Annotated in this window: 18 protein-coding genes; 10 read left to right on the top strand and 8 right to left on the bottom strand. The window is 51.7% G+C overall.

Features of this window, described 5'->3' with window-relative positions; all coding sequences use genetic code 11:
* Window positions 1-12: 12 nt before the first annotated feature.
* Window positions 13-1266 (top strand): multidrug efflux MFS transporter YnfM/SxtP(Kp), encoded by a 1254-nt coding sequence (gene ynfM, locus OGV65_RS08865; protein ID WP_047500485.1) that lies wholly within the window; start codon window positions 13-15, stop codon window positions 1264-1266.
* A 33-nt stretch (window positions 1267-1299) separates the two neighbouring features.
* Here ynfM and OGV65_RS08860 read toward each other — a convergent pair whose 3' ends face one another.
* The 3 genes from OGV65_RS08860 to OGV65_RS08850 form a co-directional block, all read right to left on the bottom strand.
* A complete protein-coding gene (locus OGV65_RS08860; RefSeq protein ID WP_049281799.1) occupies window positions 1300-1986 on the bottom strand; it encodes a CPBP family intramembrane glutamic endopeptidase in 687 nt (228 codons plus the stop codon).
* A gap of 152 nt (window positions 1987-2138) precedes the next feature.
* A complete protein-coding gene (locus OGV65_RS08855; RefSeq protein ID WP_016156464.1) occupies window positions 2139-3629 on the bottom strand; it encodes a sensor histidine kinase in 1491 nt (496 codons plus the stop codon).
* On the bottom strand, window positions 3626-4348 hold the full coding sequence (locus OGV65_RS08850; protein WP_016153040.1) for a winged helix-turn-helix domain-containing protein: 723 nt from the start codon (window positions 4346-4348) through the stop codon (window positions 3626-3628). The genes OGV65_RS08855 and OGV65_RS08850 overlap by 4 nt, the downstream gene beginning before the upstream one ends.
* Before the next feature lie 189 nt (window positions 4349-4537).
* Between OGV65_RS08850 and msrP the strand changes: the two genes are divergently transcribed.
* The 6 genes from msrP (at window position 4538) to OGV65_RS08825 (ending at window position 9254) form a co-directional block, all read left to right on the top strand.
* Window positions 4538-5542 carry a protein-methionine-sulfoxide reductase catalytic subunit MsrP gene (gene msrP, locus OGV65_RS08845; RefSeq protein ID WP_279264948.1) on the top strand — a complete coding sequence of 335 codons (1005 nt, stop codon included), beginning with the start codon at window positions 4538-4540 and terminating at the stop codon, window positions 5540-5542.
* A complete protein-coding gene (gene msrQ / locus OGV65_RS08840) occupies window positions 5543-6169 on the top strand; it encodes a protein-methionine-sulfoxide reductase heme-binding subunit MsrQ (protein WP_019076758.1) in 627 nt (208 codons plus the stop codon).
* Window positions 6170-6215: 46 nt separating this feature from the next.
* Entirely contained in the window at window positions 6216-7703 is a 1488-nt protein-coding gene (locus tag OGV65_RS08835; protein WP_095715962.1) for a carboxypeptidase M32, read from the top strand.
* 138 nt (window positions 7704-7841) lie between these two features.
* Window positions 7842-8162: an acid resistance repetitive basic protein Asr gene (gene asr, locus OGV65_RS08830; RefSeq protein WP_080625159.1), complete on the top strand. Its 321-nt coding sequence runs from the start codon at window positions 7842-7844 to the stop codon at window positions 8160-8162.
* An 86-nt stretch (window positions 8163-8248) separates the two neighbouring features.
* Entirely contained in the window at window positions 8249-8332 is an 84-nt protein-coding gene (gene ydgU / locus OGV65_RS25480) for a small membrane protein YdgU (protein WP_049259791.1), read from the top strand.
* Window positions 8333-8432: 100 nt separating this feature from the next.
* Window positions 8433-9254, top strand: coding sequence for a trypsin-like serine peptidase (locus tag OGV65_RS08825; RefSeq protein WP_016156459.1), 822 nt, complete (start codon window positions 8433-8435; stop codon window positions 9252-9254).
* A gap of 34 nt (window positions 9255-9288) precedes the next feature.
* Here the strand turns inward: OGV65_RS08825 and mdtI are convergent, their stop codons facing one another.
* The 3 genes from mdtI to OGV65_RS25475 all read right to left on the bottom strand — a co-directional run bounded on the left by mdtI (window position 9289) and on the right by OGV65_RS25475 (window position 10248).
* Complete coding sequence (gene mdtI / locus OGV65_RS08820; RefSeq protein WP_047500497.1) at window positions 9289-9618, bottom strand: multidrug/spermidine efflux SMR transporter subunit MdtI; 330 nt, start codon at window positions 9616-9618, stop codon at window positions 9289-9291.
* Window positions 9605-9970 carry a multidrug/spermidine efflux SMR transporter subunit MdtJ gene (gene mdtJ / locus OGV65_RS08815; RefSeq protein WP_161623250.1) on the bottom strand — a complete coding sequence of 122 codons (366 nt, stop codon included), beginning with the start codon at window positions 9968-9970 and terminating at the stop codon, window positions 9605-9607. Before mdtJ ends, mdtI begins: the two co-directional genes overlap by 14 nt.
* A 107-nt stretch (window positions 9971-10077) precedes the next feature.
* Entirely contained in the window at window positions 10078-10248 is a 171-nt protein-coding gene (locus OGV65_RS25475; RefSeq protein WP_085951052.1) for a protein YdgV, read from the bottom strand.
* Window positions 10249-10386: 138 nt separating this feature from the next.
* Here OGV65_RS25475 and OGV65_RS08810 point away from each other — a divergent pair, with 138 nt between their 5' ends.
* Entirely contained in the window at window positions 10387-11421 is a 1035-nt protein-coding gene (locus OGV65_RS08810; protein WP_019076755.1) for an AI-2E family transporter, read from the top strand.
* 123 nt (window positions 11422-11544) lie between these two features.
* Here the strand turns inward: OGV65_RS08810 and pntB are convergent, their stop codons facing one another.
* On the bottom strand, window positions 11545-12933 hold the full coding sequence (gene pntB, locus OGV65_RS08805; RefSeq protein ID WP_016153031.1) for a Re/Si-specific NAD(P)(+) transhydrogenase subunit beta: 1389 nt from the start codon (window positions 12931-12933) through the stop codon (window positions 11545-11547).
* 10 nt (window positions 12934-12943) lie between these two features.
* Window positions 12944-14473 carry a Re/Si-specific NAD(P)(+) transhydrogenase subunit alpha gene (gene pntA / locus OGV65_RS08800; RefSeq protein ID WP_029139532.1) on the bottom strand — a complete coding sequence of 510 codons (1530 nt, stop codon included), beginning with the start codon at window positions 14471-14473 and terminating at the stop codon, window positions 12944-12946.
* Between the two features lie 525 nt (window positions 14474-14998).
* Between pntA and ydgH the strand changes: the two genes are divergently transcribed.
* Both ydgH and OGV65_RS08790 read left to right on the top strand, forming a co-directional pair.
* Window positions 14999-15943, top strand: coding sequence for a DUF1471 family protein YdgH (gene ydgH / locus OGV65_RS08795; protein WP_016156455.1), 945 nt, complete (start codon window positions 14999-15001; stop codon window positions 15941-15943).
* 243 nt (window positions 15944-16186) lie between these two features.
* Window positions 16187-17569: an amino acid permease gene (locus tag OGV65_RS08790; protein WP_016153028.1), complete on the top strand. Its 1383-nt coding sequence runs from the start codon at window positions 16187-16189 to the stop codon at window positions 17567-17569.
* Window positions 17570-17577: the final 8 nt, after the last annotated feature.

The raw sequence follows: 17577 nt of genomic DNA, 5'->3' as shown, positions 1-17577 counted from the left end.
CAAGGATTTCAAGTGAGCCGTACAACCACTGTCGATACCGCGCCGACAAGCGATGTTGATGAACAGAGAGTTACCCCGCCGGATAGTTTTATCAAACGCGGAACATCCCCATTTATGCGCGTCACGCTGGCGCTGTTTTCTGCCGGACTGGCGACATTTGCTCTCCTCTATTGCGTGCAACCCATACTGCCAGTGCTCTCGCACGAGTTTGGGGTCTCTCCCGCCAGCAGCAGTATTTCGCTTTCCATCTCAACGGCGATGCTCGCGATCGGTTTACTGTTTACCGGTCCACTTTCCGATGCGATAGGCCGCAAGCCGGTGATGGTGACCGCCCTGCTGCTCGCATCCTGTTGTACGTTGCTTTCGACGATGATGACCAGCTGGCACGGTATTTTAATCATGCGTGCGCTGATAGGTCTTTCGCTCAGCGGCGTGGCGGCAGTGGGAATGACCTATCTGAGCGAGGAAATACATCCCAGCTTCGTCGCCTTCTCAATGGGCTTATATATCAGCGGTAACTCGATTGGTGGTATGAGTGGCCGTTTAATAAGCGGCGTGTTTACCGACTTTTTTAACTGGCGTATCGCGCTGGCGGCGATCGGTTGTTTTGCCCTCGCCTCCGCGCTGATGTTCTGGAAAATCTTGCCGGAATCTCGTCATTTCAGACCAACGTCGCTGCGACCGAAAACGCTGTTTATCAACTTTCGTTTGCACTGGCGCGACAGAGGGTTGCCGCTGCTGTTTGCGGAAGGTTTTTTACTGATGGGGTCGTTTGTCACGCTGTTTAATTACATCGGCTACCGTCTGATGCTCTCTCCGTGGGAACTCAGCCAGGCGGTTGTCGGTCTGTTGTCCGTAGCCTATCTGACCGGGACCTGGAGCTCACCGAAAGCGGGGTCGATGACCACCCGCTATGGACGTGGTCCGGTAATGCTCTTTTCAACCGGCGTGATGCTGATTGGACTGTTGATGACCCTGTTCACGTCGCTGTGGCTGATCTTCGCCGGGATGCTGCTCTTTTCAGCCGGGTTCTTTGCCGCGCACTCCGTGGCAAGCAGTTGGATTGGACCACGGGCAAAACGCGCTAAAGGCCAGGCATCTTCCCTGTATCTGTTCAGCTATTATCTGGGTTCCAGTATTGCCGGTACGCTGGGTGGCGTATTCTGGCACAGCTACGGCTGGAACGGCGTGGGCGGATTTATCGCCCTGATGCTGGTGCTGGCGTTGCTGGTCGGTGCACGTCTGCACCATCGTCTGCACGTATAATCCACGTTGCCCGGGTTCCGGGCATCGCCTTCATCAACCATGCTGTAACGTCTGAGCCCCCATTTGCAGGGCAATAACCGTCCCGTTCATCGCTATATGCAGCATAACCGGCATCAGCAGGCCGTTGCTTTTCAGTCTGGCGATGATCAAAACCTGCGACACAAGAAACAGCATCAGCAACGTGCGCAGATCCACATACTGCGTATGCATGATGGCAAAAATGACCGATACCACCACCGACGACAGCCAGGTTTTATTATTGAACCAATACTGGAATGCGTTGAATAAACAGCCCCTGAAAACAATCTCTTCATACACTGGCGCAATAAATATCAGGGTCAGAGTAGATAACCACAGCGCGTAGCTGTTTAGGGATATCTGGCTGGTCACCCACGCTTCGGTTTGTCTGAGGCCCAGAAACCATGGCAGGATAAGCTGAATAAACAGCAGCGCCACGAACAAAATGGCAAACCACCTGGCGTTGAAAATTCCCTTTCCCAGCCCCTCTCTTTTTCTGAAGAAGAAGTAATACAGCGGGACCAGCACAACAAATTCCAGCGCAAACAGCAGCGGAAAAAGTAGCCCTTTGGCAAGCAGAACCTGGCTGGCGGGGAAAAACAACGGAATAAACGTGAGGCCAAACATCAGCAAAAACATGGTAAAACAGCCAGCAACCGCTTTGGTCCTGACGATATACAGGTTGTCGGCATCCTGTGACATACGATCTCCTTGCGCTTATCAAAGATAACTTGATGAATTATCAATATATGATAAAAATTCTCATTATCACTGACAACCTACCAACTTTTACGCAATGCCCACGGTTTACAACGTGTATAGCGTTACAGACTCTTTTCAGCGGAACATTCTCATCAGCTACTCAGTGGAGAATCCGCCAGCGGCAACGAAAAACGGAAACAGGCCCCTGCCGTTGAATTAATCAGGCGGATATCTCCCCCATGCAGTTCGAGCATTCTGCGCACGATCAGTAAGCCCAGACCACCACGCTCAGCCCGCTGCTCACGGGGTAGTAACGCCGTCGGGCGCTGAAATAATACTTCGCGAACAGCCTCTTCGACGCCAGGCCCGCTGTCCTGCACTTCTGCTAACAAGCGGTCTTCATCACGCCAGACTTTTAGCCACACTTCGCCCCCGTCAGGCGTATGACGGATAGCGTTATCCAGCAAATTCGTGACGATTCTTTCCATCATCGATAAATCGGCATTCACCAGCGGTAACGGACCAATTACGTCAAGGTGCAACTGCAAATGACGCGTGGCAACGGGTAGATCAAATTTCTGCGCCACATCCTGGATCAGCTCGCCAATAGCAAAACGTTCACGCTGTGGTTTTATGCCGCCATGCTCAAGTCTCGCCAGCTCAAAAAGCTGTTGTGACAGATGGCGAACCTTATGCCCCTGGCGCAGTGCAATACTAAGATAATGCCGGTTTTCCTCCGGCGTCATCGTATCGGCTTTCAGCGACAGCATTTCCAGATACCCCAGCAGTGAAGTGAGCGGCGTACGTAAATCGTGCGAAATATTGGCGATAAACTCTCTGCGCTGACGATCGCTGTCAGCTAATAAATCCCATTGGTGGGCAATTTTCTGTGCTAACTCAATAAATGCATTGTTCAGCAACGCAATTTCATTCGCCGGAGCTAAATCGGGCTTTTTCTGCGCTAGCTGTTTGATGACGCTAATGCTGTCCTGCTCCAGATTAACCACCTGACCGGTCAGCCTTTTCACCGGATTCGTCACCCATCTCCACACCAGGTACCCCGCGATTGCACCGGCTAATAAAACCAGTATTAACGTCCCGGTCACGGTGTTCCAAAGCGTTTTTTGCCAGGCGGTATTCGCCAGCATATTGAGATCTTCGCCCTGGAGAATAATGTACAAATAGCCATGCAGCTTGCCGTTAAATAAAACTGGCGCGGCGCTGAATACCTTTTGCTGGCTGCTGCGCGGATCATTGCCATAAACGGGCAGCTCGTCCGAATTAAGGAAAACCTGGATCGGCTGTACGCTAATGTTCTGGCGCTGAATATGCCCAGGCGGAGCGGCATCAGCAAGTATCTCGCCTGATGGTGAAACCAGATACAGCTCCACGCTAGGGTTGAGCGTCATCAGGTGATTAAACAGTCCTTTTAAGGTCTGCCGATTAACCTGCCCGCTGGCATCAATAAGCGACTCACTTTTGACAATTTTGCTTGCCAATTCCAGCGAGAGCCTTTGCACCATGGCGTCGCCATACTGTTTACTGCTGCGGATCTGGACAACGCTGACCGCAACCGCGCAAATCAACATAATAGCGGTAAAGACCAGGGTCAGACGCTGGCTCAGCGACAATCGATAAATCATGGTTGATGCTCCGCGTTAACCGCAGCAAGCTTATAGCCTCGTCCCCACACGGTAAGAATAATTTCCGGCTCCGCAGCATCTTTTTCAATTTTGGTGCGCAGGCGATTGATATGACTGTTCACCGTATGCTCATATCCTTCGTGCTGGTAGCCCCACACCTGGTCTAACAACGCCTGACGCGAAAAGACCTCCCCTGGATGGCGGGCGAAAAAATAGAGCAGATCGAATTCACGCGGCGTTAAATCGAGGGATTTACCCTGCAGGCGGACTTCCCGAGCTAATGGATCAATCTCCACACCATGGACGGTGATAATCCCCGCCTCCATACGCAGGTTCTGACTCATCGCCTCTTGACGGCGAAACAACGCCTTCACCCGGGCCATCAATTCCAGCACCGAGAAAGGTTTGGCTAAATAATCATCGGCGCCCATTTCCAGCCCCAGTACACGGTGAGTTTCACTGGTGCGAGCGCTGATAATAATGACAGGTAGATAGAAGCTCATTTGCCGAATGCGACGACAAATTTCCAGACCGTCCACGCCCGGCAGCATTAAATCGAGGATAACGGCATCCCAGACGTGCTTCTCCAGTAGCTCGACCGCTCGTGCCCCATCAGCCTCATGAATAATTTCGTACCCCTCATCCTTCAGGCTAAGTTGCAAAAGTGAGGCAATATCGCTGTCATCTTCCACCAAAAATATCTTTTTTGCGCCTGCCATCAGTGTCATCCCCCTCTCGTCATGCTGAAAGCTTACCTCAGGCAAGGGGCGGAAGTTATCACAAAATTTTTAACTTTTCGTGAGGATCCAGGGATACGCATGCGTCCAGTATGTCGTTATAGATAGGTCAGGCATCAACAGGGAAACGTCGATTTGTTTTCCTTAACATGAAAATAAAAAGGAAAAGTTATGCAGAAAAAACATCCACTTCGGGAAGCTGATGTTACCGCCGAGTCCGTTTTTTTTATGCAACGACGACAGATCCTCAAAGCTCTTGGGATAGGTGCGGCGGCGGCTTCGATCTCTTCCCCGACACAGGCCGGTCTGCTGAATTGGTTTAAAGGCAACGATCGCCCGTCTGCACCGGCGGGCAAACCGCTCGAGTTCACAAAACCCGAGATCTGGCAAAACAATCTGCCCTTGACGCCGGAAGACAAGGTCACGGGCTACAACAATTACTACGAATTTGGTCTGGATAAAGCCGATCCTGCCGCGAATGCCGGTAGCCTGAAAACCGATCCCTGGACGTTAACCATCAGCGGTGAAGTGAACAAACCTTTAACGTTGGATCATGATGCGCTGACGACTCGTTTTCCATTAGAAGAGCGTATTTACCGGATGCGTTGCGTTGAGGCGTGGTCGATGGTTGTACCGTGGGTCGGCTTTCCTTTGCATAAATTATTGGCGCTGGTTGAACCCACCAGCCACGCCAAATACGTCGCCTTTGAAACACGCTACGCGCCTGATGAAATGCCCGGCCAGAAAGATCGCTTCATTGGTGGCGGGTTGAAGTATCCCTATGTTGAAGGTTTACGTCTGGATGAGGCCATGCACCCGCTTACCCTTCTGACCGTGGGCGTGTATGGCAAAGCGTTGCCGCCGCAAAACGGGGCGCCAATACGCCTGACCGTACCCTGGAAGTACGGCTTCAAGGGCATTAAATCGATAGTCAGTATTAAGCTGACGCGTGAACAGCCGCCGACGACCTGGAATATGTCGGCACCTAACGAATACGGTTTTTACGCCAACGTAAATCCGCAAGTCGATCACCCCCGCTGGTCTCAGGCCACGGAACGTTTTATCGGTTCGGGTGGCATTCTCGATGTACAGCGACAGCCCACGTTGCCTTTTAATGGTTATGCCGATGAGGTGGCTTCTTTATATCAGGGCATGGATCTACGGGAGTATTTTTAAGTGAGGTTAACCGCAAAACAGATAACCGGCCTGAAAGTACTACTGCATCTCGCCGGTTTATTACCCCTGCTATGGCTCTTCTGGGCCGCACAGCATGGTGAGTTGGGGGCCGACCCGGGTAAAGATATCCAGCACTTTACGGGCATCACCGCGCTGAAGTTTCTGCTTGCTACCCTGCTGGTGTCACCGCTTGCCCGCTACGCAAAGCAGCCGTTGTTGTATCGCACCCGTCGATTATTAGGGTTATGGTGTTTTGCATGGGCCACGCTGCATATGACCAGCTATGCGCTGCTGGAGTTGGGTATACAAAATCTGGGATTATTGGGACGTGAACTGGTTTCACGCCCATGGCTAACGTTGGGCATGACTGGTTGGATAATCTTATTCCTGCTGACGCTGACCTCCACGCAAGCCGCGCAGCGTAAAATGGGCAAACGCTGGCAAACGTTGCACAACTACGTCTACCTGGCGGCCGTTTTGCTTCCGCTGCATTATCTGTGGTCGGTAAAAGTGTTATCACCGCTCCCCATTATTTATGCCCTCTGTTTTCTCGTGCTACTGGCTTTTCGCTATAAAAAGCTGTTACGCAAAGTCGGGTACAAAGGTGTGTTTATGAAAAGTGAATGAATCACGGTAAACTTCTCATCACACCTAAACAGAACGAGAACAAAAAATGAGTAACAATGATAATTACCATCAGCTCACCCGCACGTTCCAGCGGCTCTCTCGCTTCTCCCACCTCTCGGCAATCGCCAGTTGGGACATGTTCACCATGATGCCATCTGGCGGCAGCAAAGCTCGCGGCGAAGCACTGGCCGAGCTGAGCGTGCTTGAGCACCAGCTGCTAACCGACCCGAAGGTGGCAACGTGGATCGCCGCAGCCCAACAGGAGGACCTTAACGATGTTGAGCAGGCCAACCTGCGCGAAATGTCGCGACTACATCATCAGGCATCCTTACTACCTGAATCGTTGGTAGAAGCGAAATCACTCGCGGGTAGCCGCTGCGAGCATGCCTGGCGCAGCCAGCGACCAGCCAATGACTGGGAGGGATTTTCCGAAAACCTGAAAGAGGTCGTGAAGCACAGTCGTGAAGAAGCCCGGCTGCGTGCGGAAGCCACAGGCTGTTCGCCGTATGACGCGCTACTGGACATATTCGAACCAGGGATGACCAGTGCCCAATTGGATGTCCTGTTTGCAGACGTTAAAAGCTGGCTACCGGATCTGCTCAACAAGGTGGTGGCAAAGCAGTCTCAGCAGTCGCTCATCGCCCCAGTTGGTCCTTTCCCAACCGCAATCCAGCGAGAGTTGGGCCTTGAAACGATGGCGCAGTTGGGATTCGATTTTACGGCTGGTCGACTGGATATCAGTGCGCACCCCTTCTGTGGTGGCGTACCTGAAGATGTGCGTATCACCACCCGCTATGATGAAAACGAATTACTTAGCGCGCTGTTTGGCGTGATCCATGAAACCGGTCACGCCCGCTATGAGCAAAATCTGCCGCACAGTTGGTCAGGGCAACCTATCGCCCTGGCTCGCTCAACCGCTATTCATGAGTCCCAGAGTCTGTTCTTTGAGATGCAACTGGGGCGCAGTAAAGCATTTCTGACGCGGTTAATTCCTGCTGTGACGCGCCACTTTGGCGATCAGGCTGCGTTTGAAGAAAGCAATTTCATCGCCTGGAACCAGCAGGTTAAACCCGGTTTTATCCGTGTTGATGCCGACGAGGTGAGCTATCCTGCTCACGTTATCCTGCGTTATGAAATCGAACGCGCGCTCATTAATGGCGATATTGAAGTGGATGATATCCCGGCATTGTGGAATGAGAAAATGCAGTCCTGGCTGGGGCTGTCAACCATCGGCAACTATCGTAACGGTTGTATGCAGGATATTCACTGGACCGATGGCGGCTTTGGCTACTTCCCTTCCTATACTTTAGGCGCCATGTATGCGGCGCAGTTATTCAGTGCCGCTAACCGCGCATTGCCTGATTTAGAGCAGTCTATTGCGCAAGGTGAGTTTGGTGCCCTGTTTGACTGGTTACGTCAGAATATCTGGCAGCATGGCAGCCGTTTCACCACTGAACAGCTTATTACCCAGGCCACCGGAGAGCCGCTCAGCAGCCGTTATTTCCGCGCTCATCTGGAAGCCCGCTATTTGTAATCTCATACCGTGAGTCATTGTACATATCGTTACACGCCGAAACCAATGACTCACGGAAGCCCTGTGATTACAGCGATATAGTTATTTCAACGGCCCCGCAGTGGGGTTGAATGAAAAAACCAAATCGAGGGTATGAGAATGAAAAAAGTATTAGCTCTGGTTGTTGCCGCTGCTATGGGTCTGTCTTCTGCTGCATTTGCTGCTGAAACAACTGCTACCACCGCTCCAGCTGCTGCTGCAACCACCAAAGCAGCTCCGGCAAAAACCACTCATCATAAAAAACAGCACAAAGCAGCGCCGCAGAAAGCGCAGGCTGCCAAGAAACACGCTAAAAAATCCACCACAAAACCGGCTGTAGAACAGAAAGCGCCAGAGCAGAAAGCGCAGGCAGCTAAAAAACACACCAAAAAAGCCGTAAAACACGACACCGCTAAACCCGCTGCTCAACCAGCTGCATAACACATTTGTAGTTACTATGGCGTCCCCCACGCCATAGCATACGGCGCTAAATCGACCTGATTTAGCGCCGCCTTTTGGAGGGTAAAATGGTGTCACATTATCGCTTTGAGTTCATTCTTATTACCCTGATAATTTGCGCCCTCATTGCCATGCATTTTTATCTATCCTGAGTGTAGTTATCTGATTTTACTCCCACTTTCCCGCCGTCCCGTCTATAGTATTAACTGAGGGTTTGCTGTTAAAAATCATAATTCCCCACCAGAGTGTGATATGCATAAAACCATTGCTGTGTTACTGGGTTCAATTTGTTTACTTCCTGTCGTGGCGCATGCGGACCAGCCTGCAACGGCCAGCGCTGAAGCAGAAAACGTAAAAACGCTGTTTTTTGGTCATGACGATCGCATAAAAGTGACTGACCCAACGCAATCTCCATGGGACGCTATCGGGCAACTGGAAACCGCCAGCGGTAACCTGTGTACCGCCACGCTCATTTCACCACGACTGGCACTGACTGCCGGACACTGCTTACTCACCCCCCCGAAAGGCAAGCCGGATAAAGCCGTGGCATTACGCTTCGTGTCGAAAAAGGGTGTCTGGCGCTACGAGATCCACGGCATTGAAGGACGGGTAGATCCCTCGCTCGGAAAACGTTTAAAAGCCGATGGCGATGGCTGGATTGTGCCGCCTTCCGCGGCCCCGTGGGATTTTGGTCTGGTGGTGCTGCGTTACCCACCTTCTGGCATCACACCGCTGCCATTATTTGAAGGTGATAAAGCGGCATTAACCGCGGCGCTGAAAACCGCAGATCGTAAAGTTACGCAGTCGGGTTACCCGGAAGATCATCTCGATGACTTGTACACGCATCAGGATTGCGTGGTGACCGGTTGGGCGCAGAATACCGTCTTGTCGCACCAGTGCGATACACTCCCGGGCGACAGCGGTTCACCATTGATGTTGAAGACAGATACTGGCTGGCAGTTGATTGGTGTACAAAGCTCCGCTCCGGCGGCGAAAGATCGCTGGCGGGCCGATAATCGCGCCATATCCGTGACCGGTTTTCGCGATAAGCTGGATGAGTTGGCGAACGAATAACCTATGCTGCCCGTAGTAACGGGCAGCACTGAGATCAGGCAAGTTTAATCATTACCATTCCGGCAAGCAGCAGCGCCACACCGATCCAGCCTTTATGATTCAGGCGCTGACCAAACAATACCCAACCTGCCGCTAACGTCGCGGCAATCCCGAAGCCGCCCCACAAGGCGTAGGCAACAGAAAGGTCGATACCTTTTACCGCCTGGGACAGCGCGCTAAAGGCCGCTAACACGGCTGCCAGCGACAGCACGCCATAAGTCTTGCGGCGAAACCCATCTGAAAATTTCAAAAAGACGTTAGCGACGATTTCGAGCACAATGGCTATGCCAAGCCATGCGCCGTGAACCCACTCAAACTGCTGCATGGCTCACCTCTCTGCCCGCCTTTGTCGGTTTTCGTGTACCGGATTTAATCAGCACAATACCTAACACCAGCGAGACCAGTCCAGCCACCTTCATCGTGGACAAGGTTTCGTCAAATAACAGCACGCTGAACAGCGTAATAAATAAAATACCGATACCTTCCCATAAGGCATAGGCCACACCAAGGGCAATTTTTTTAACGGCAAAACTGAGAAAAATATACGATAAGGCAATCATTACCAGCATTAAAATAAAGCCCGAATTACCATGGCCGACGCTTGCCCATTTCATTGACAGCGTACCAGTAATTTCAGCCGCGATGGCCAGACCTAATAATATCCAGTAAAACATAATGCTTCTCCTGCTTGAGAATATAGTCCTTTGGTCCTACTGCATGCAGTAAACCAAAAAATAAAATTAGTTAGCTCAGCGCACAGCGCCAGCTCAGGCAGAAGAAGGGACTAAAGCGCGTTGCGCCAGTGTTGCTCACCCGCAAGCAAGAAAGTGGAGGAGGTACGAAGAAGTGAAGGTAAACGCAAAAACATCCTGAACATATTGTCCATAATATTACAATTATCCGCAGTGTTGCTTCTCATCATCGCGGATGATAATTGTCCTCGGTAGTTAAACACAGATGATTTGTACCATAGCTTCAATGCGAACTCAAAGTCTTTTCACTTCTTTACCTGCCCCATTTGATTTTTGTTATAACGGCTCGACGCAAATCACATTATTATTCAGATTCAAAAATGAAAAATGCAGGAATACACATGGCGAAACCGATCATCACGCTTAACGGCCTAAAAATAGTCATTATGCTGGGCATGCTGGTTATCATCCTGAGCGGCATCCGCGTTGCCGCAGATATCATCGTCCCATTTATTCTGGCGTTATTTATTGCCGTCGTGCTTAACCCCGTGGTGCAGCGGATGGTCAAACTTCGCATACCGCGCGTAATAGCGGTATCATTGCTCATTGTTATTATTGTGATGCTAATGGTGTTGCTATTAGCGTATTTAGGTACATCCTTAAATGAGCTTGCGCGAACGCTGCCGCAGTATCGCTCTTCACTGGTTATCCCACTCAAAAACCTTGAGCCGTGGTTACAGCGCGCAGGGATCGGCGTTTCCGTGGATGAACTCGTCAAATATATCGACCCGAACGCAGCAATGACGCTGGTGACCAATTTACTGGCACAGTTGTCTAATGCCATGTCATCGATATTTTTACTGCTGTTGACGGTGGTTTTTATGCTGCTGGAAGTACCGCAGTTACCCAACAAACTCAAACAAATGATGAGTCGTCCCATTGAGGGAATGGCAGCGATTCAACGCGCCATCGACAGCGTTTCCCACTATCTGGTGCTCAAAACGGCGATCAGCATTGTGACCGGGCTGGTGGCCTGGGGCATGCTCGCCGCACTCGACGTGCGTTTCGCCTTTGTCTGGGGACTGCTGGCCTTTGCGCTCAACTATATTCCTAATATCGGTTCAGTGCTGGCCGCCATTCCCCCTATTGCTCAGGTGCTGGTATTTAGCGGCCTTTATGACGCCCTGGTGGTTTTCGCAGGTTATCTGGTCATTAACCTGGTGTTCGGGAATATCCTCGAACCGCGGATCATGGGACGTGGACTTGGGTTGTCTACGCTGGTGGTGTTTCTGTCGTTAATCTTCTGGGGCTGGTTACTAGGGCCTGTCGGGATGCTGCTTTCTGTACCGCTGACCATCATCGTGAAAATCGCGCTTGAGCAAACCAACGGTGGTCAAAGCATTGCAGTGTTGCTAAGCGATCTCAATAAAGAATGAATATACACGGCGTTTTACGGTGATTAGACGGTTAAAACCGTATGGGTTTATGAGCGGTAATCATGAATAGCGGAGTATTAAAAAGACGGCCTCCGCAGAGGCCGTCTTGGTTTGCGCTGACGATTACAGCGCTTTCAGGATCGCATCCACGCTGGCTTTGGCATCGCCAAACAGCATATGGGTGTTTTCTTTAAAGAACAGCGGGTTCTGCACGCCAGCATAGCCGGTGTTCATAGAACGTTTGAACACGATAACGTTCTGCGCTTTCCATACTTCCAGCACCGGCATACCGGCGATTGGGCTACGCGGATCGTCCTGCGCCGCCGGGTTTACCGTATCGTTGGCGCCAATCACCAGCACGGTATCGGTATCGGCGAAATCATCATTGATTTCATCCATTTCCAGCACGATGTCATAGGGTACTTTGGCTTCCGCCAGCAGTACGTTCATATGACCTGGCAAGCGCCCTGCTACCGGGTGAATACCAAAGCGTACCTTGATGCCGCGGGCGCGCAGTTTCTCGGTGATTTCAGCAACCGGATATTGCGCCTGTGCCACGGCCATGCCATAGCCCGGGGTGATTATCACGGAGTGCGAATTCTTCAGCATTTCTGCCGTGTCTTCCGCATTAATCTCACGATGCTCACCGACTTCTTCATCAGACCCCGTAGAAGAACCGTCAGAACCAAAGCCACCGGCAATCACGCTGATAAACGAACGGTTCATCGCCTTACACATGATGTAAGACAGGATCGCACCGGAAGAACCGACCAGCGCACCGGTGACGATCAGCAGATCGTTGCTGAGCATAAAGCCCGCCGCCGCCGCCGCCCATCCTGAATAGGAGTTAAGCATTGAAACGACGACCGGCATATCCGCACCGCCGATGGACGCCACCAGATGCCAGCCAAAGGCTAACGCAATAATGGTCATCACCAGCAGCGCCAGAACCTGCAGACCCACGCTTTCGGTACGAACAAACACCACCAGCAGCAGGAAAGAAACAACCAGTGCCGCCAGGTTCATTTTGTGACGATTCGGCAGCATCAGCGGTTTAGAGGAGATCTTACCGCGCAGTTTGCCAAACGCCACCACGGAACCGGTAAAGGTCACCGCACCGATGAAGATACCAAGGAACACTTCCGTCAGGTGAATGTTCACCAGAATCGGTTCCAGGCCCGTGTCGTGATACAGGTAGCTGTTAAAACCCACCAGTACCGCCGCCAGACCGACGAAACTGTGCAGAATCGCCACCAGCTCCGGCATCTCGGTCATCTCGACTTTCTTCGCCAGACGAATACCAATCGCGCCGCCGATGATCATCGCCACCAGGATCCACGCAACGTTGCCGGTCTCCGGGCCAAAAATCGTGGCAATCAGCGCAATCGCCATCCCGGCGATACCGTAGTTGTTACCCTGTTGAGAGGTTTCGTGTTTCGAAAGCCCCGCCAGGCTGAAAATAAACAGGATCGCGGCAACAATGTATGCAGCTGTAACTAATCCTCCAGACATATGTTACCCCTTAGTTTTTCCGGAACATTTTCAGCATGCGCTGAGTCACGGTGAAGCCACCGAAAATATTAATGCTGGCAATAAGCACCGCGATAAAGCTCAGGAAACTCACCCAGCCACCCTGGCCAATTTGCAATAACGCCCCGACAACGATGATCCCGGAGATAGCGTTTGTCACGGACATCAGCGGAGTGTGTAGCGCGTGCGACACATTCCAGACCACGTAGTAACCCACTACACAGGAAAGCGCGAACACCGTAAAGTGACCCAGGAACTCTTTCGGCGCGACATCAGCAAGCCAGCCAAACAGTATGACGACCAGTGCCATCAACGCATATTTGCGCCACGGTGAGGCCGGTTTTTTCTCTTCTTTCGGCGCGGGCGCGGCTTTTGGCGCAGCCTGCGGCTGAGCTGAAACCTGGATAGGCGGCGCAGGCCAGGTGATTTCACCCTCGCGAACCACCGTAACGCCACGTACGACCACGTCGTCAAAATCGACGGTGATATTGCCGTCTTTCTCTTTGCACAACAGCTTGAGCAGGTTAACGAGGTTCGTGCCATAAAGCTGGGAAGACTGCGTCGGCAGTCGGCCTGGCAGGTCGGTATAACCGATAACCTTCACCCCGTTCTCGGTGGTGGTCACCTGGTTGGGCACGGTATATTCGCAGTTACCGCCGTTTTGCGCGGCGAGATCGACAATCACGCTGCCCGCCTTCATCGAATCGACCATTTCACGGGTGATCAGTTTCGGTGCCGGTTTGCCCGGAATCAACGCGGTGGTAACGATAATATCAACGTCTTTCGCCTGTGCGGCGAAGAGCGCCATTTCGGCTTTGATGAACGCTTCGGACATCACCTTGGCGTAACCGTCGCCGCTGCCGGCCTCTTCTTTAAAGTCCAGTTCGAGGAACTCAGCGCCCATACTCTGAACTTGCTCTTTCACTTCCGGACGGGTGTCAAAAGCACGAACGATAGCGCCCAGGCTGTTTGCCGCACCGATAGCAGCCAGACCTGCCACACCCGCCCCAATCACCATGACCTTGGCAGGTGGAACCTTGCCCGCGGCGGTGATCTGGCCGGTGAAGAAGCGGCCAAATTCATGAGCGGCTTCAACAATGGCACGATACCCGGCGATATTCGCCATCGAGCTTAAGGCATCAAGCGACTGCGCGCGCGAAATACGCGGCACGGAGTCCATCGCCATAACCGTCACGTTGCGCTCTGCCAGCTTCTGCAACAGCTCAGGGTTTTGCGCGGGCCAAAGAAAACTCACCAGCGTCGTGCCCGGGTTGAGCAACGGGATTTCCGCCTCTTCCGGCGCGTTGACCTTCAGGATGATCTCTGACTGCCAGACGGCATTTCCGTCAACAATTTCTGCGCCTGCTTGTACAAACGCCTTATCGTCAAAACTTGCCAGTTGACCTGCACCGCTTTCAACCGCGACGCTGAAACCCAACTTAAGCAGCTGCTCAACCGTCTTCGGCGTAGCTGCGACGCGGGTTTCATTGGTTAACCGTTCTCTTGGTATGCCAATTCGCATAATGTTCCCTTCCATCTGTATTTGTGATGATGGTTTATCAATGTTCGCACGAGGCATGCGCGCACTCTCGAAAGAGGTCAGTGTTACCCCAATAAAATAAAACAGTAACAAACTCTGTATAACCTACTGAAAATGACGCCTGTGATCTAGCGCCAAAAAACAGTATTTATTATGAAATTCGCGAAATAGAGATGAATCGAACCGCTGGCAGATAAAATACCCTAAAAATAGCCCACAAAGGCCGATAATTCGCTCAAGCGAAGCGGCAAAACATGATTACGTGCCTGCCAAAAACAATTGATTAACATTAAATTAACTTATGAAATTCAACTGCTTTATCAGTTTTGGTCGCCAAACGCCGAAATTTTCGACATATCACAAAATGTTATCTGTGTTGTTACGTCACGTGGCACGATGAGTGAAAATTGACGCAGACACTGACACAATTTAAATGCAATAATCAGCGACGTTTCTAGTCAATAACAATACCAGTACCTGGTTTGCGCAAGGCGAAGGATTATTTTTATGAAGCTTAAGAACACTCTCCTGGCGTCCGCACTTATTTCTGCGACTGCTTTTTCTGTAAATGCAGCGACAGAATTGACGCCGGAGCAAGCGGCTGCCCTGAAACCCTATGACCGCATTGTGGTTACCGGTCGTTTTAATGCTATCGGTGACGCGGTGACCGCCGTATCACGCCGTGCAGATAAAGACGGTGCAGCCTCCTTTTATGTTGTTGATACCTCAGATTTTGGCAGCGGCGGTAACTGGCGCGTTGTAGCCGACATCTATAAAGCCGATGCTGAAAAAGCGGAAGCGTCCAAAAACCGTGTCATTAACGGCGTGATGGAATTACCGAAAGATCAAGCCGTTCTGATAGAACCATTCGATACCGTTACGGTGCAGGGCTTCTACCGCAGCCAGCCTGAAGTGAACGATGCCATCACCAAAGCAGCGAAAGAGAAAGGCGCTTACTCCTTCTACATCGTGCGCCAGGTCGATGCCAACCAGGGTGGTAACCAGCGTATTACCGCATTCATCTATAAGGCTGATGCGAAAAAACGCGTAGTACAAAGCCCTGATGCGATCCCAGCAGATTCAGATGCCGGACGTGCCGCATTAGCCGCCGGTGGCGAAGCCGCGAAGAAAGTTGAGATCCCAGGCGTTGCGACTACCGCGTCTCCGAGCGCTGAAGTCGGTCGTTTCTTCGAAACGCAATCCACCAAAGGTGGGCGTTACACTGTCACGCTGCCGGATGGAACCAAAGTTGAAGAACTGAACAAAGCAACCGCCGCTATGATGGTGCCGTTCGACAGCATCAAGTTCACCGGTAACTATGGCAACATGACTGAAATCTCTTACCAGGTAGCCAAACGCGCAGCGAAGAAAGGCGCTAAGTATTATCACATCACCCGCCAGTGGTCTGAACGTGGTAATAACATGACGATCAGCGCTGACCTGTATAAGTAATACTCAATACCTTATCAGGTCTACAGCCTTGTAGACCTGATAATTTCCCGCCATCCTCCCCTCGGTCAAACAAAAACAGCAGTATTAAGACTACTTTTCACACTATTAGTCACAAATCTCTCTATCCCCATTGCATGCGTTCTCTTCTCTCCGTAAAATCCCGCGCCTTAGTGGCTTTCACCATTTTTATGCGGTTTGCCAAAATAATTATTCTCTCACTCTCGTTTTTGTCACTGGATACAAATGGAAAAGAAATTGGGTCTGAGCGCACTCACCGCGCTGGTTTTAAGCTCAATGCTCGGCGCTGGTGTTTTCAGCCTGCCACAAAATATGGCGGCGGTAGCAAGCCCGGCTGCATTACTGATTGGTTGGGCGATTACCGGTGCGGGTATCCTTTTGCTCGCCTTTGCCATGCTGATTCTGACGCGTATCCGTCCTGAACTGGATGGCGGCATATTTACCTATGCACGTGAAGGTTTCGGTGAGCTGATTGGCTTTTGCTCCGCGTGGGGATACTGGCTGTGTGCTGTTATCGCTAACGTTTCGTATCTGGTGATTGTTTTCTCTGCGCTCAGCTTCTTTACCGACACGCCGGAGTTACGTCTGTTTGGCGACGGTAATACCTGGCAGTCGATTGTTGGCGCATCGGTGCTGTTGTGGGTGGTCCATTTTCTGGTGCTGCGTGGTGTGCAAACGGCAGCCAGTATTAACCTAGTGGCGACGCTGGCGAAATTACTGCCGCTTGGTCTGTTTATCGTGCTGGCGTTTATGCTGTTTAAGCTCGACACCTTTACCCTCGATTTTACCGGCGTAGCGTTGGGCGTTCCCGTCTGGGAGCAGGTAAAAAACACCATGCTCATCACCCTGTGGGTTTTCATCGGTGTGGAAGGCGCGGTGGTGGTTTCAGCTCGTGCCAGAAACAAACGCGATGTCGGACGCGCTACGCTGCTGGCGGTACTCGCCGCGCTGGGCGTTTATCTGCTTGTCACCCTGCTGTCTCTGGGCGTTGTCGCGCGTCCCGAACTGGCGGAGATCCGCAACCCGTCAATGGCCGGTCTGATGGTGAAAATGATGGGGCCATGGGGTGAAATTATTATTGCCGCAGGTCTGATTGTCTCCGTGTGCGGTGCTTATTTAAGCTGGACGATTATGGCGGCGGAAGTGCCGTTCCTCGCCTCCACGCACAAAGCGTTTCCACGCATTTTTGCGCGGCAGAACGCGCAAGGCGCGCCATCGGCGTCGCTGTGGCTAACCAATATCTGCGTACAGATTTGCCTGGTGCTGATCTGGCTCACAGGTTCCGACTACAATACGTTATTAACCATCGCCTCAGAAATGATTCTGGTGCCCTATTTACTGGTCGGCGCATTTCTGCTGAAAATTGCCACTCGTCCAATTCATAAGGCTGTCGGTATCGGAGCGAGTATTTATGGCATATGGTTATTGTATGCGTCAGGTCCGATGCACCTGCTGCTGTCTGTGGTGCTGTATGCGCCAGGGCTGCTGGTCTTCCTTTATGCCCGTAAAACACACGCGCATGAAAACGTATTAAAACGCCAGGAAATGGCGCTGATCGGCCTGCTGCTTGTTGCTGCTGTTCCGGCGACCTGGATGTTGATGGGGTAACATTGTCC

Origin of the sequence: Citrobacter sp. Cb004, assembly GCF_030337065.1 — a bacterium.
Taxonomy (GTDB): Bacteria; Pseudomonadota; Gammaproteobacteria; order Enterobacterales; family Enterobacteriaceae; genus Citrobacter; species Citrobacter braakii.
This window is presented reverse-complemented; position numbering and strand designations above follow the sequence as displayed.

What these genes read in the sequence shown, in the direction of transcription:
- OGV65_RS08860 (WP_049281799.1), bottom strand. Translation starts at nt 1,986, where the DNA reads ATGTCACAGGATGCCGACAACCTGTATATCGTCAGGACCAAAGCGGTT.
- OGV65_RS08855 (WP_016156464.1), bottom strand. Translation starts at nt 3,629, where the DNA reads ATGATTTATCGATTGTCGCTGAGCCAGCGTCTGACCCTGGTCTTTACC.
- OGV65_RS08850 (WP_016153040.1), bottom strand. Translation starts at nt 4,348, where the DNA reads ATGGCAGGCGCAAAAAAGATATTTTTGGTGGAAGATGACAGCGATATT.
- msrP (WP_279264948.1), top strand. Translation starts at nt 4,538, where the DNA reads ATGCAGAAAAAACATCCACTTCGGGAAGCTGATGTTACCGCCGAGTCC.
- OGV65_RS08835 (WP_095715962.1), top strand. Translation starts at nt 6,216, where the DNA reads ATGAGTAACAATGATAATTACCATCAGCTCACCCGCACGTTCCAGCGG.
- asr (WP_080625159.1), top strand. Translation starts at nt 7,842, where the DNA reads ATGAAAAAAGTATTAGCTCTGGTTGTTGCCGCTGCTATGGGTCTGTCT.
- ydgU (WP_049259791.1), top strand. Translation starts at nt 8,249, where the DNA reads ATGGTGTCACATTATCGCTTTGAGTTCATTCTTATTACCCTGATAATT.
- OGV65_RS08825 (WP_016156459.1), top strand. Translation starts at nt 8,433, where the DNA reads ATGCATAAAACCATTGCTGTGTTACTGGGTTCAATTTGTTTACTTCCT.
- mdtI (WP_047500497.1), bottom strand. Translation starts at nt 9,618, where the DNA reads ATGCAGCAGTTTGAGTGGGTTCACGGCGCATGGCTTGGCATAGCCATT.
- OGV65_RS08810 (WP_019076755.1), top strand. Translation starts at nt 10,387, where the DNA reads ATGGCGAAACCGATCATCACGCTTAACGGCCTAAAAATAGTCATTATG.
- pntB (WP_016153031.1), bottom strand. Translation starts at nt 12,933, where the DNA reads ATGTCTGGAGGATTAGTTACAGCTGCATACATTGTTGCCGCGATCCTG.
- pntA (WP_029139532.1), bottom strand. Translation starts at nt 14,473, where the DNA reads ATGCGAATTGGCATACCAAGAGAACGGTTAACCAATGAAACCCGCGTC.
- ydgH (WP_016156455.1), top strand. Translation starts at nt 14,999, where the DNA reads ATGAAGCTTAAGAACACTCTCCTGGCGTCCGCACTTATTTCTGCGACT.
- OGV65_RS08790 (WP_016153028.1), top strand. Translation starts at nt 16,187, where the DNA reads ATGGAAAAGAAATTGGGTCTGAGCGCACTCACCGCGCTGGTTTTAAGC.